Raw genomic sequence first — 13,484 nt, 5'->3', positions numbered from 1 at the left:
CCCGGGGGCACCCCCGTTCCCGCCCGACGCGCGCGCACGATCACTGCAACGCCAAGAACGCCGCCGTCAGCAGCCCCGCCCCGCACAGTCCCAGCACCCACGCCGGCCGGACCAGCCGCATCCCGCCCGCGACCACCACGGAGGCCAGCAGCAGCGCCCCGCCCAGCGGCACCCAGGCGAACAGGATCCCCGCCGGACCCGACCGCACCGCGTCCCCGGTCCCCGGCTTCAGAACGACCTCGTACGTCGTCCCCGCACGCACCGCGACGGACTGCTCGATCTCCACACGCGCGCGCGCTCGCGCCCCCGCCGACGCCGGCGTGAACGGGCCGCTGCACACGTCCCCCGCACACTGCGTCACCCGGACCGTCCCGCGCTCGCGCCCCTTGGTCAGCAGCACGTGCTGCGCGGTCCCCCAGGAACCCCACACCCCGGCGAACAGGATCAGCACGGCGACCGCACCCATCGTCGCGACCCGCCCGAACCGCAACGCGGACACGGACGCCTGACGAGTGGTACTGGCTGTGGCAGGCATGGCCGGGATCATTGGCCATGCCCCTACGGCAGGTCAACTCCCGCGGGCGACCTGGGCGGACAAGTCGGGAGTTGTACGACGCCCACGCCCGCCCACACACCCACGCCCACGCGCGCCCGCCCCCACGCACCCTCAGGTGTTGTACGCGCTCTGCGCCCGCTCCAGCCCCTCGGTCACCAGACACTCCACCGCGTCCGCCGCACGGTCCACGAAGTAGCCCAGCTCCTTGCGCTCCACCGAGGAGAAGTCCTTCAGCACGAAATCGGCCACCTGCATCCGCCCCGGCGGCCGGCCGATCCCGAACCGCACCCGGTGGTAGTCCGCCCCCATCGCCTTCGTCATCGACTTCAGGCCGTTGTGCCCGTTGTCCCCGCCGCCCAGCTTCAGCCGCAGCACCCCGTAGTCGATGTCCAGCTCGTCGTGCACGGCCACGACGTTCGCCACCGGAACCTTGTAGAAGTCCCTCAGCGCGTTCACCGGACCACCCGACAGGTTCATGTACGACATCGGCTTCGCCAGAATCACCCGGCGGTTCGCCGGCCCCACCGGACCGATCCGCCCCTCCAGCACCTGAGCCTGCGCCTTGCCCGCCCGCTTGAACTTCCCCCCGATCCGCTCCGCGAGCAGGTCGGCCACCATGAAACCGACGTTGTGCCGGTTCATGGCGTACTCCGGCCCGGGATTACCGAGCCCCACGACGAGCCAGGGACCGCTGGCGCCAGTGGTCACGTCCATGTCTCCTTGATACGCGCCAGCCGCTGCCCCCGACGGGAACAGCGGCTGACGAAACGACGACTACGGGGTACGGCACCCCGAAGACGAGGATCAGGCCTCGGCGGCCTCTTCGCCCTCGGCCTGCTCACCCTCGGTCTCCTCCGCCTGGGCCTGCAGAACCTGCAGGACCACCGCGTCGGCGTCCACGGCCAGGGACACGCCGCTCGGCAGCGTGATGTCCTTGGCGTGGACCGAGGCACCGGCCTCCAGGCCCTCCACGGAGACGGTCAGCTGCTCCGGGATGTGCGTGGCCTCGGCCTCGACCGGCAGCGCGGCCAGGACGTGCTCCAGCAGGTTGCCACCCGGGGCCAGCTCGCCCTCGGCGTGCACCGGGATCTCGACCGTGACCTTCTCGCCCCGCTTGACCAGCAGCAGGTCGACGTGCTCCAGGAAGCCCTTCAGCGGGTCACGCTGCACGGCCTTCGGGATCGCCAGCTCGTTGGTCTTGCCGTCGATGTCCAGGGAGATCAGGACGTTCGGCGTACGCAGCGCCAGCAGCAGCTCGTGGCCCGGCAGGGTCAGGTGCAGCGGGTCGGAACCGTGACCGTAGAGAACGACCGGCACCTTGTTGTCACGGCGGATGCGGCGGGCCGCACCCTTGCCGAACTCGGTACGGGACTCGGCGGCGAGCTTCACCTCGGACATGGAGATCACTCCTCGTAGAACTGGGAACGGACGTGGTCACCCGGCCACGAACGGCCTGCTACGAAGAGCGCGTCGATAACGGACCACCGCGTCCGAACGAACGAACACGGCCTCCCTCGCCGAGCAACTGCAGCAGTCTACTCGGACCGGGAGGCCGTACTCAAAAGGATCTCCGGCTAGGGCGCCGGACGAAGCCGCAGAAACCTCACTGCTCGTCGAACAGGCTCGTCACGGACCCGTCCTCGAACACCTCACGCACCGCGCTCGCGATCGTCGGCGCGATCGACAGCACCGTGATCTTGTCCAGATCCCGGCCCAGCTCCCCAGGCGTCGGCAACGTGTTCGTGAACACGAACTCGCTCACCCGCGAGTTCTTCAACCGATCGGCCGCCGGACCCGACAGCACACCGTGCGTCGCCGTCACGATGACATCCTCGGCCCCGTGCGCGAACAGCGCGTCCGCCGCGGCACAGATCGTCCCACCGGTGTCGATCATGTCGTCCACCAGCACACACACCCGACCCTTGACCTCACCCACGACCTCGTGGACGGTCACCTGGTTCGCCACGTCCTTGTCGCGCCGCTTGTGCACGATCGCCAGCGGCGCACCGAGCCGGTCACACCACCGGTCCGCCACCCGCACCCGGCCCGCGTCCGGCGACACGACCGTCAGCTTCTCCCGGTCCACCTTCGTACCCACGTAGTCCGCCAGCAGCGGCAACGCGAACAGGTGGTCCACCGGACCGTCGAAGAAGCCCTGGATCTGATCCGTGTGCAGATCCACCGTCAGAATCCGGTCCGCACCCGCGGTCTTCATCAGATCCGCGATCAGACGCGCCGAGATCGGTTCACGACCCCGGTGCTTCTTGTCCTGCCGCGCGTAACCGTAGAACGGCACGATCACCGTGATGGAACGAGCCGACGCACGCTTCAGCGCGTCGATCATGATCAGCTGCTCCATGATCCACTTGTTGATCGGAGCCGTGTGGCTCTGGATCAGGAAGCAGTCCGCACCACGCGCCGACTCCTGGTAGCGGACGTAGATCTCACCGTTCGCGAAGTCGAAGGCCTTCGTCGGGACGACCCCGACACCCAGCTGCTGGGCGACCTCCTCGGCAAGCTCGGGGTGGGCGCGGCCGGAGAAGAACATCATCTTCTTCTCGCCGGTCGTCTTGATCCCGGTCACAGCACAGTCTCCTCAGAGGTTGTCTCAGCCAGCCGGCTGCTCGGCGACCTCTCGGCTGGGCATGAGAGGCCGTATCAGCTGGTAAGGGTGCGGGTGCACGCGTGCGGATGTGCACTTATCACGGTACGCCGTGTTTGGCGCACCCGTTTCCGGTCAGTCCTCGCTCTCACCCTGCCGGGACGCCGCCTCGGCCGCCTTCGCCGCCGCGCTCCCCGGACGCTTCCGGGCCACCCAACCCTCGATATTCCGCTGCTGACCACGGGCCACGGCCAGCGAACCGGGCGGCACATCCTTCGTGATCACCGAGCCGGCAGCGGTGTAGGCACCGTCCCCGACCGTGACAGGAGCCACAAACATGTTGTCCGAACCGGTCCGGCAATGCGACCCCACCGTCGTGTGGTGCTTGTCCTGACCGTCGTAGTTCACGAACACACTCGCCGCGCCGATGTTCGTGTACTCACCGATCGTCGCGTCCCCCACGTACGACAGATGAGGAATCTTCGTCCCCTCACCGATGGAGGCGTTCTTCGTCTCCACGTACGTCCCGATCTTGCCCTTCGCACCCAGCCGGGTCCCCGGACGCAGATACGCGTACGGCCCCACACCCGCCCCAGGACCCACGACGGCGCCGTCGGACACGGTGTTGTCCACCCGCGCCCCCGCACCCACCCGCGTGTCCTTCAGCCGGCTGTTCGGGCCCACCTCGGCCCCCTCGCCGAGCTGCGTCGACCCGGTGAGCAGCGTGTTCGGGTGCACGATGACATCCCGCTCGAACGTCACGGTCACATCCACCCACGTCGACGCCGGGTCCACGACGGTCACACCGTCCAGCATCGCCCGCGTCAGCAACCGGTCGTTCAGGATGCGCCGCGCCTCGGCCAGCTGCACCCGGTTGTTGATCCCGGCGATCTCCCGGTGGTCACCGGCCACCGAGGCCCCCACCCGGTGCCCGGCCTCCCGCAGGATCCCGAGCACGTCCGTGAGGTACTCCTCGCCCTGGCTGTTGTCCGTCCGCACCTTCTTCAGCGCGTCCGACAGCAGCTGCCCGTCGAACGCGAACACCCCGCTGTTGATCTCCCGGATCGACCGCTGGGCATCGGAGGCGTCCTTGTGCTCCACGATCGCGGTGACGGCGCCCGTCGCCTCGTCCCGCACGATCCGGCCGTACCCGGTCGCGTCCGGCACCTCGGCCGTCAGCACCGTCACGGCGTTGCCGTCCGTGTGATGGGTCTCGGCCAGCCGCTGGAGCGTCCCGGCGCTGAGCAGCGGGGTGTCTCCGCAGACCACGACCACGGTCCCGGACACGGTCCCGCCCAGCTCCTCCAGCCCCATGCGCACGGCGTGCCCGGTGCCGTTCTGCTCCGCCTGCACGGCCGTCCGCACGCCGGGGTCGATCTCGGTCAGGTGCGCGGAGACCTGCTCGCGGGCGTGGCCCACGACGACGACCAGGTGCGCGGGATTCAACTCACGGGCGGCGGCCAGCACATGGCCGACCAGGGAACGGCCGCAGATGTCGTGCAGGACCTTCGGTGTGGCCGACTTCATACGGGTGCCCTCACCCGCTGCGAGAACGACGACGGCGGCCGGGCGGATGGCGCTCACGGGGTTGCCCTTCGGCTCTGGATGGGTGGGGGTGACAGCCGCAGGATACCGGGGGGCTTCGGGGCGGACATGAGAGCGGGCCCTGACGGTGGTGTTACCGGTCAGGACCCGAACTTGGCTTTTGTGTGCTGTGGGCTCCCGGAGAAGGATTCGAACCCTCATTCAACGGACCAAAACCGTTTGTCCTGCCCTTAGACGATCCGGGATGATGGGCGCGCTATGTCCGATTTGGCTGATCGGCTTCGCGTGCGGCCTCTACTATGCCGTACCAAGACCCTTCGATGCGACGGTACAAGTCGGCACCTTTCAGGACTTTGATCATGAGGCATCCGCGGTAGTCGTCGCCGGTGTTCTTGCGGACCGTCTTGGGGTTGTGTTTCTTGACATTGGTCTTGTTGAAGGAGCCGGGAGCGGCGTCGACCAGGTCTGCCCAGTACCTCTCGGCCGAACCGATGTCCGCCGTCTCGTGGATCATCACGGTGAAGCGCAGACGGTCACGCTCCACGCCCAGCAGGTCCAGCCATGCCAGGAAGACCTCGATCATCCCCGGATCGCTGTTCACGAAGACGATGTTCTCCCGGCGGTCGTACGGCTTGTCCTTGCCGCCCTCGGCCCAGTAGAGTCCCACGCCCACCAGGAACAGTTCCCGGGGCGACAGGCTGCCGATCCCCTTCCTGGCCTCTTCCTTCGTGCGCTTGCGCTCTTCGTTCCGGATGCGCAGCTTCTCCTCCCATCCCTTGCGCGCGATCGCGGACGCCTCCTCCGGGCTGCGTCGGCGCTCGGGTTTCGGCAGATCCCGCACCCACAGCGATACGGAACTCCTGGAGCACCCCAGCTCCGTCTCGATCCGGTCGTACGTCCACCCCTGTAACCGCAGTTCCCGTGCCCTCTCCCGCAGGTCGTCCCTGGCCCTCGGGCGCTTGGTCCACTCCGGTGGGGGCTCGCCCTTGACCAGTCGGTTGAGGACGTCGTTGTTGAAGATCTTCAGCTCGTCCCGGATCTGCCGGAGGCTGTGGCCGGCCCGGCGCAGGGCGATGGCCTGTTCGCGGAGGGTCTCGAAGTCGGCGGGTTTGCCGTGGGAATGTGCCATACGCATACCGTCCGGCCGGAATGTCGAGTTCCGCGGGGGAACGGGGCGGGTTCACCAGTTCGAGGGATACGGGGTGGTTTCGAGGCCGTTCGGTTACGGGGCGTGGTGGGTGGCGGTAGGCGAAAGTCACCGGAAATGCCGTACCCCTCGCCCGTAGGCTGGAGGCATGACCACGACGGGGGAAGACCATGCCAGGGCTCTGACCGGCCCCTGGTGGTGGGAGAGGTGGCGCAGTGCGGTGCTCGACGGGGCTCTCGCGCTGGTGTCCGCCGTGGAGTGCGCGGCGGAGGGGATTCCGTTCGCCCGGGACGCGGGGATCCCGGTGGCCGTGGGTGTCGTCTTCGGGCTGATCGCCGGTGCGGTGCTGCTCGTGCGCCGGAAGTGGCCGGTCGCCGTGGTGCTGGTGTCGATCGCGATCACGCCCGCGGAGATGGGTTTCCTGATGGGTGTCGTGGGGCTGTACACCCTCGCCGCGTGCGAGCTGCCGCGGCGGGTCATCGGCTCGCTGGCGGGGATGTCGCTGCTGGGTACGGCGGTGGTGACGTTCGTGCGGGTGCGGCAGGACATGGCGCGCGGGGATCTGACGCTGGGTGACTGGTTCGTGCCGTTCGCGGCGGTCACGACGGCGTTGGGGCTGACGGCTCCGCCGGTGCTGCTGGGTCTGTACGTGGGAGCGCGGCGGCGGTTGATGGAGAGTCTGCGGGAGCGGGCGGATTCGTTGGAGCGGGAGCTTCAGTTGCTCGCGGAGCGGGCGGAGGAGCGGGCCGAGTGGGCGCGCAACGAGGAGCGGACGCGGATCGCCCGGGAGATGCATGACGTGGTCGCGCATCGGGTGAGTCTGATGGTGGTGCATGCGGCGGCGTTGCAGGCGGTCGCGCGGAAGGACCCGGAGAAGGCGGTGAAGAACGCCGCGCTCGTGGGGGACATGGGCCGGCAGGCGTTGACCGAGCTGCGGGAGATGCTCGGGGTGCTGCGGTCGGGGACGGACGCGGGGCGGGAGGCCGCGGCGGTGCCGTTGGCGGCGGTCGGGGAGGCGGCCGCGGAGGCGGCGTCGCGGGCGGCTGTCGAGGCGGGTGCGGCGGAGGGGCCGTGTCTGTCGGAGCTGGACGAGTTGATCGGGCAGTCGGCCGCGGCGGGGATGGTGGTGGATCTGTCGGTCCAGGGGGAGGTGCGGTCGTACGCGGCGGAGATCGAGCAGACGGCGTACCGGGTGGTGCAGGAGGCGTTGACGAACGTCCACAAGCACGCGGGGGGTGCGAAGACGCATGTGCGGCTGGCGCACCGGGTGTCGGAGATCGCGATGCAGGTGGAGAACGAGCCGCCGCCGGAGCTTGCGTCGGCGTCGGCTGCGGGGTTGCCGTCGGGCGGTAACGGCCTGGTGGGGATGCGGGAGCGGGTCGTGGCGCTGGGCGGTGTGTTCGTGTCGGGTCCGACGGAGGCGGGCGGGTTCCGGGTGTCGGCGGTGATTCCGGCGGTGTAAGGGGGTGGGTGGCCTGGTGCCGGTGAGGGTTGGGGTGGAGTGCGGGGGACTCCGGTGGGGGCTGCTGGTGGGGGGCCTCCGGTGGGGTCGGCGGGTGGTCAGCCGGCGGTGAGTCGTACCGGGGGGATGCCGGTGACCAGGGTGGACAGGGCGTGGTCGATGTCGGGGCCGACGTACCAGTCGCCGGTGTGGTCGATGGTGTAGACGCGGCCTTCGGCGTCGATGGCGAGGAGGGCGGCGGTGTCGGTCTCCTCGCCGAGGGGGCAGAGTTCGGTGCTGAGGGCGCGGCCGAGGTCGCCGAGGGTGCGGGCGAGGTGGAGTCCGTGCAGGGGGTCGAGGTCGAGGGTGGCCGGGGCGATCTGGCGGCCGGGGCCGCCGGGGGCGATGCGGAGGCCGCCGAATTCGGCCCAGGCTTCGACGGCGGCGGGGAACACGGTGTGCCGGTGTCCGGCGGGTGAGGCGTGTTCGCGCAGGGTGTCGGCCCAGAATTCGGCTTGTTTTATGTCCCAGCGCCCGGGTTGCCAGCCGGCGGCGCGCAGGGCGGCGTCGACGGGTACGGGGAAGCGGGTGGTGGAGGTGCGGTCGGCGTGCATCTGCCCTTCGTTCGTCGTGCGCGTGCGGGTGCTCGCGTGGTGGTGCCGGTGATGCAGGTCGGGCGGCCGGTGGTACCGGTCGTGCCGGCGGGCTTCTTGGTGCTTGTGGTGCTTGCGTGGCTCGTGGTGCTCGATGGTGCTGTGTTGTTTCTGGTGCCTGTGTGATCTGCGTGGTGACAGTCGTGTCGTGGGGCGGGTGGCGCCGGTGGCCGGCGGGGTGCCGAGGGTGGCGGTGGGGGCCGTGAGGGCGGTGTCGTCCAGGGTGACGGGCGTGGTCAGCCGTCGGTCGCGGTGGGGTCGACGATGCGGACGCCGAAGTGGGCGCTGAGGGCGGTGCAGGCGCGGCAGGGCCTGGCGAAGCTGCCGTGGAGCGGGTCGCCGTCCTCGCGTATACGGCGGGCGGTGAGTTTGGCCTGTTTGAGTGCTTTGCGGGCTTCGCCGTTGGTCATGGGTCTGCGGGCGGCGCGTTTGCTGCGGGCGGCGTCGGCGGTGGTGATGTGCCGGGAGATGAGGATGGTCTCGGCGCAGCGGCCGGTGAAGCGGTCGCGCTGGGCGCTGGTGAGGGTGTCGAGGAAGTCCTGGACGAGGGGGTGCAGCGCCGGGGGCTGGTCGCTGCGGGCGGCGGTGCCGGTGAGGGTGGCGCCGCGGACGGAGAGGGCGGCGGCGACGGTGGGCAGGATGCCGTCGCGGCGCTGTCGGAGCGTGGGGGCGGCCGGTGTGTCGGTGCCGCTCCAGTCGATGCGAGGGTCGCCGGCCCGCACGTCGGTACCTCCGGTCTGCAAGGTGTTCATGGTCGCCTTTCCCTCCCCGGGCGTCCCCCCGGAGGACACAGGGTGCCAAATGCCGTGGCTTGTGCGGAAGCTGGGGCGCTGCGACACGCCCGGTACGGGGCAGGCGGTGACGGTGGGGTGACGGCTGGTCACGGAGGTGGAGAAAGGTTCCGCTTCGTCTGTCCGGATTCGGCTCGCCGTGGCGCGGAGGGTGCGGGCCGCGGGGATGCGGTGGGCCGGTGACCGGGGTTCGCGTACCGCATAGGCTGTCGGCATCCGCGATCGACACCGCCGTTCAGGCCAGAGAGAACGCCGCAGGGGGCAACCGCCATGACGACAGGTCGGCTCGGGCTGGGGGCGCCGCCCAGCCGCCAGGCCGGGGGACAAGCCGTGCCGCCGAACGCGGCGTACGCCGGGCAGGTCGTGCACTTTCCGGATCCGGTCCGGGCGGCACGTCACCCGAGAGGGGTACGGGTCGATGAGCGGGGTTACCCGGATTTCTCGCCGTACGCGCGCGTGGCGGTGGAGATCGCCGAGCCGCCGGAGGGTTTCGGGGTCGACGAACTGCGGCTGACGGACTATGTGTCGGCGAACGCGGCGCTGGCGGCGACGGGGCACGAGCTGTGGGACACGGTGCCGGATGTGGCGACGCCGCACGGCTGGACGTGGCATCACGCGGCGGGTACGCGGCGGCTGGAGCTGGTTCCGGTCGAGGTGAAGGCGCTGCTGCGGCATCACGGCGGGGTGGCGACGGCGGCGGTGGACCATGCCAAGCGTGGTACGCGGCCGTTGCAGGAGTCGCGGCCGGCGCACTTCGGGCTGTCGAAGTCGGGTGTGGCGGTGACGGAGGCGCAGGTGCAGGGGGTCGAGGAGGATCTCGGCTACCGGCTGCCCGGCGCCTACCGGTCGTTCCTGAAGGCGGCGGGCGGCTGTGCGCCGGTCGGCACGGCGCTGGACGCGGAGCTGGGGCTGCTGCTGGACCAGCCGTTCTTCACGGTGCGGGACGAGGCCGCGGTCAATGACCTGGTGTATGTGAACAAGTGTCTGCGCGACCACCTGACGAAGGATTACCTCGGGGTGAGCTTCGTGCAGGGCGGGCTGCTCGCGGTGAAGGTGAAGGGCGACCGGGTCGGGTCGGTGTGGTTCTGCGCGTACGACGATGTGCGGGACGTGGATCCGTCGTGGCCGCCGGCGGACCGGGTGGCGCGTCTGCTGCTGCCGTGCGGTGACGACTTCGACGCCTTCCTGTCCCGGCTGGCGGGCAGTCCGCCGGAGTTGGAGACGGTGGCCAATCTGATGGTGGACGGCGGTTTCGCCCGTGTCGTCCCGGTGTCTTCCGGCTCGGCGTCTTCCGGCCCGGTGGGGGAGTGAACTGCAGGCGATGGTGACCTACGCGCAGGCGCAGGAGCGCGCCGAGGAGTGGATCAACGGCGACGTGCCCGCGTACCAGCACCGTGAGGTGCGGGTGCGGGAGTTCGAGCTGGGGTTCGTGGTGTGGGGCGAGGACCGGGCGGAGGGTCCGCGTTCGGATGCCGGTGGTCAGCGGCTCGTGATCGCCCGGGACAGCGGGGAGGCGACGCTGTGGCCGGCGCTGCCGGTGGGTGAGGTGATCCGCCGGTACGAGGAGGAGTACGGCCGTGCGGACGAGCCGCGGGACGCGGTTCCGGCGCCTGCTCCCGCGCGCCTGGATCTGAACCAGACGTCGTTCCTGCTGACTCCTCCGGAGTGGTTGCAGGAGGCGGCGGACAAGCTGGGTCTGGGCGACCCGCGACCGGAGGGCACGGCGGCCGCGCCGCCGTCGGCTTCCGGTGGGGAGCCGGGGTCCGGGCAGGAGCCGGTTTCCGACGGGGGGCCGCTTTCTGACGGCGGGTCGGCTTCGAGCGGTGGCGCGGTCTCCGCCGGGGCTGCCGACTCCGCCGGGGCTGCCGGCTCTGGCGGTGGTGCTGCTCCTGGCGGTGGTGCGGTTTCTGGCGGTGGTGCGGCTTCTGCCGGTGGTGCGGCGCAGGACGCCGCGTCCTTCGGTGGTGCGGCCGGCTCGGCCGGGAGGGGGCTGGCCGAGACGCAGGCCGGGATCCCCGCCGGGGCTGCCGGAGGGACGCACGGTGGTTCCGGCGCGCCGGGAGCCTCCGGGGTGCCCGGGGCGGCTGGAGCCGGCGGCGTGCCGGGCGGCGCGAGTGGCGCGGGCGCGCCGGGGGTGCCTGCTCCGGTGGACGTGCCGGTGGGTGCCACGCCCTGGGCCGGTACGGACACGAACGCGGACTCCGGTGAGGACGACCGCTCCGTGCCGCTGCCCGCGACGGTGTTCGCGCCGCCGCTGAGCGACTCCGACGAGGTGCCGCGCCCGCCGGCCGTCGCCGCGGACGCGCCGACGGCGCTGATGTCGGGCGGCAGCCAGCTGCCGCCGACGGCGGTCGCTCCGGCGCTCGACGTGTCGGACGCGCCGGGTGCGCAGGGCTACGTGCCGGGTGCGCAGGGCTTCGCACCGGGAACGCAGGGGGGCGCGCCCGCTCCCGGCGGTGCGCCGGGTGTCGGCCAGGGCAGCACGCCTCCGCCGCCGGGCACGCCGGCGTTCAGCCATCCGCAGGCACCGGCGGCCCCGGGCACGCCTCCGCCCGGCACCCCGCCCTACCCTCCGGCGCACAACACTCCGCCCGCGCCCCCCATGGCTCCCGGCGTGCCGGGTGCTCCGCTGGGCAGTACACCGCCGCCCGGCGTGCCGGGTGCTCCGCCGGGCAGTACACCGCCGCCTCCGCCGCCGGGCGTGCGGCCGTACGGCTATCCGCAGGGGCCCGGTGCTCCGCAGGGTGCGCAGGGGTACGGCTATCCGCAGGCGCCGGGCGGTGCGCCGGACGCGCCGCTGCCGCCCTCGGCGCCGGGTGCGCCTGCGCGGCCGCTCGCTCCCCATGCGGGGGACATCGCGGATGCCGCGACGAGCAAGGCGGCGCCGCCGCCGAGGAAGGCGCGCGGTGGAGTGGGCGCGCCGCCTCCGCCGCCGGGCGCCCCCGGGATGCCGGGCGCGCCGGGTGCGCATGGGGGGAGTGCGACCCCGCCGCCCGCGCCGGGTGCGCCCGCGGGCGGATATGTGCCGACGCAGCTCGTGTCGGCGCTCGGGCCGGAGGGTCTTGAGGGTCAGGCCGGTCCGGGAGGTCAGGCCGGTCCGGGAGGTGCGGACGGGGCGCAGGCGCCGGGCGCGCCGAACACTCCGGGCGCCCCCAACCCGCCTGTCGCGCCGCCGGGCGCTCCGGGCGGTACGCCTCCGGGCAGCGTGCACCAGGCGGCCACGATGCTGGCCGACCCGAGTCAGCTGGGCGGGGGCGCGCCGCAGCGTCCCGGTGCCCCGGGCGTGCCGAACCCGCCGGGCGTTCCCGGCGCCCCGGGTGCCCCCGGCATGCCTCCGGTACCGGGCGCGCCCCACCCGCCGAACGCTCCCGGCATGCCGGGAACCCCCGGCGCGTCGAACGCTCCGGCCGCCCCCGGTGCCGCGCAGCCGCCGAACGTTCCCGGTGCCCCGCAGTCGCCGCACGCCCCAGGTGTCCCTGGTGCGCCCGGTGCTCCGGTGGCGCCCGGTGGTGCTCGCGGTGCCGTGCACCACGCCGAGACGGTCCTGTCCGCGCCTCCGGTGGGCGGCCCGGGCGTGCCCCCGCCGCCGTCCCCCGGTGCCCCCGGTGTCCCGGGTATGCAGGGAGCCCCTGGCATGCCCCCGGGCGTCCCGGGCAGCCCGCCGCCGGGTGCCATGCCGCCGCCGGGTGCGATGCCGCCGGGTGGGCCCCTGCCGGGGCAGGCTCCGGCGTACGGGTACCCGCAGCAGGGGCAGCCGACGGTCGGCCCCGGCTATCAGGCCGTGCTGCGCTACCGCGCGCAGGACGGGTCGGAGCAGCAGCTGATCCGGCGTTCGGCGCCGGGTACGCCGCACCCGGAGTGGCAGATCTTCCACGAGCTGCGGGCCATGAACGTGCCGCCGGACCAGGTGCTGGAGCTGCACACGGAGCTGGAGTCGTGCGTGCTGCCGGGCGCCTACTGTGCGCGGATGATCCGGGAGCAGTGGCCGCAGGCGCGGATCACGAGCATCGCGCCGTACGGCACGGACCATGCGAGCCGGCAGCAGGGCATGCAGCAGCTGCTGGCCCATCAGGGTGAGCTGCACCAGGTGGCGGACGGTCCCGCGCGGCCGGCGCCGGTGCGGGCGCCGCTGCCGCCGGTGCAGGCCGCGCCGCCGGTCCCGCCGGAGGCCGTCGCGCAGGAGCTGGCGGCGGCGTTCGGGCCGGGGATCTTCCGGTTCGAGCAGCAGGCGGTGTCCCGGCAGGGCGTGCCGCCGATCGTGGCGCACACGCTGGTCGTCGCCGGACTGCCGCTGGACATGGGCCCGTTCTTCTGGGCGCAGGCGCAGCCGGGCCGCCCGGTGCCGACGCTGGCGGAGCTGGCGGCGGAGCGCGGGGTGCAGCCGGCGGCGGACGCGGGTTCGTATCTCGTCATGGGCACCGACTTCGGCAAGGCGCTCTGTGTGCAGTACGGGACGGCGAACATCGTGGCCGTGCCGGTGGAGGCAGGGCCGGGTGGTGCGCCGGTGCCGCCGCAGTTCGTGAACAGCGGGCTGCCGGAGTTCGCGCGGTGCCTGGCGTTGCTGGGCCGGATGTGGCGTCTGCGGTTCGGGCTGAACCAGGAGCAGGCGGGCCGCTGGACCGTCGATTTCCAGGCGCAGCTGGCCGCCCTCGACCCGGCGGCGCTCGGTTCGCCGGAGAGCTGGTGGTCGGTGCTGCTGGAGCAGATGTGGGACGGGCTGTTGTAGCGGAGTCCCCGCCCGCCGGACGG

The 13,484-nt window shown here is 72.0% G+C and carries 12 protein-coding genes and 1 tRNA gene; 4 read left to right on the top strand and 9 right to left on the bottom strand.

All coding sequences use genetic code 11. From position 1 onward, the window contains the following. Positions 1–40: 40 nt before the first annotated feature. The 7 genes from ACZ7KF_RS03130 to ACZ7KF_RS03100 all read right to left on the bottom strand — a co-directional run bounded on the left by ACZ7KF_RS03130 (position 41) and on the right by ACZ7KF_RS03100 (position 5,832). On the bottom strand, positions 41–547 hold the full coding sequence (locus tag ACZ7KF_RS03130; protein ID WP_471068898.1) for a hypothetical protein: 507 nt from the start codon (positions 545–547) through the stop codon (positions 41–43). A gap of 120 nt (positions 548–667) precedes the next feature. Beyond that, positions 668–1,270: an aminoacyl-tRNA hydrolase gene (gene pth, locus ACZ7KF_RS03125; protein WP_471068896.1), complete on the bottom strand. Its 603-nt coding sequence runs from the start codon at positions 1,268–1,270 to the stop codon at positions 668–670. 90 nt (positions 1,271–1,360) lie between these two features. Beyond that, positions 1,361–1,954: a 50S ribosomal protein L25/general stress protein Ctc gene (locus ACZ7KF_RS03120; protein ID WP_471068894.1), complete on the bottom strand. Its 594-nt coding sequence runs from the start codon at positions 1,952–1,954 to the stop codon at positions 1,361–1,363. A 205-nt stretch (positions 1,955–2,159) separates the two neighbouring features. Further along, positions 2,160–3,140, bottom strand: a complete 981-nt coding sequence (locus ACZ7KF_RS03115) for a ribose-phosphate diphosphokinase (protein ID WP_471068892.1) — start codon at positions 3,138–3,140, stop codon at positions 2,160–2,162. A gap of 153 nt (positions 3,141–3,293) precedes the next feature. Beyond that, positions 3,294–4,742 (bottom strand): bifunctional UDP-N-acetylglucosamine diphosphorylase/glucosamine-1-phosphate N-acetyltransferase GlmU, encoded by a 1,449-nt coding sequence (gene glmU / locus ACZ7KF_RS03110; RefSeq protein WP_471068890.1) that lies wholly within the window; start codon positions 4,740–4,742, stop codon positions 3,294–3,296. 135 nt (positions 4,743–4,877) lie between these two features. Next, positions 4,878–4,948, bottom strand: a tRNA-Gln gene (locus tag ACZ7KF_RS03105). Positions 4,949–4,959: 11 nt separating this feature from the next. Beyond that, positions 4,960–5,832, bottom strand: coding sequence for a terminase gpP N-terminus-related DNA-binding protein (locus ACZ7KF_RS03100; RefSeq protein WP_471068888.1), 873 nt, complete (start codon positions 5,830–5,832; stop codon positions 4,960–4,962). Positions 5,833–5,998: 166 nt separating this feature from the next. Between ACZ7KF_RS03100 and ACZ7KF_RS03095 the strand changes: the two genes are divergently transcribed. Further along, positions 5,999–7,312 carry a sensor histidine kinase gene (locus tag ACZ7KF_RS03095; protein ID WP_471068886.1) on the top strand — a complete coding sequence of 438 codons (1,314 nt, stop codon included), beginning with the start codon at positions 5,999–6,001 and terminating at the stop codon, positions 7,310–7,312. Between the two features lie 98 nt (positions 7,313–7,410). On the opposite strand, the gene ACZ7KF_RS03090 is transcribed toward ACZ7KF_RS03095, so the two are convergent. Beyond that, positions 7,411–7,905: an SUKH-3 domain-containing protein gene (locus ACZ7KF_RS03090; protein WP_471068884.1), complete on the bottom strand. Its 495-nt coding sequence runs from the start codon at positions 7,903–7,905 to the stop codon at positions 7,411–7,413. On the opposite strand from ACZ7KF_RS03090, the gene ACZ7KF_RS03085 reads away from it, so the two are divergent. Then, positions 7,900–8,070 (top strand): hypothetical protein, encoded by a 171-nt coding sequence (locus ACZ7KF_RS03085; protein WP_471068882.1) that lies wholly within the window; start codon positions 7,900–7,902, stop codon positions 8,068–8,070. The two genes, ACZ7KF_RS03090 and ACZ7KF_RS03085, sit on opposite strands and share 6 nt — an antisense overlap. A 110-nt stretch (positions 8,071–8,180) precedes the next feature. Here the strand turns inward: ACZ7KF_RS03085 and ACZ7KF_RS03080 are convergent, their stop codons facing one another. Next, positions 8,181–8,696 (bottom strand): YwqJ-related putative deaminase, encoded by a 516-nt coding sequence (locus ACZ7KF_RS03080; protein ID WP_471068880.1) that lies wholly within the window; start codon positions 8,694–8,696, stop codon positions 8,181–8,183. Positions 8,697–9,005: 309 nt separating this feature from the next. Here ACZ7KF_RS03080 and ACZ7KF_RS03075 point away from each other — a divergent pair, with 309 nt between their 5' ends. Beyond that, positions 9,006–10,046, top strand: a complete 1,041-nt coding sequence (locus ACZ7KF_RS03075; RefSeq protein WP_471068878.1) for an SMI1/KNR4 family protein — start codon at positions 9,006–9,008, stop codon at positions 10,044–10,046. A gap of 10 nt (positions 10,047–10,056) precedes the next feature. Next, positions 10,057–13,461 (top strand): SUKH-4 family immunity protein, encoded by a 3,405-nt coding sequence (locus ACZ7KF_RS03070; protein WP_471068876.1) that lies wholly within the window; start codon positions 10,057–10,059, stop codon positions 13,459–13,461. Positions 13,462–13,484: the final 23 nt, after the last annotated feature.

This window comes from Streptomyces sp. NPDC038200, assembly GCF_055600785.1.
The sequence above is the reverse complement of the archived record's forward strand: the minus strand, read 5'-3'. Positions and strand labels throughout refer to the sequence as shown.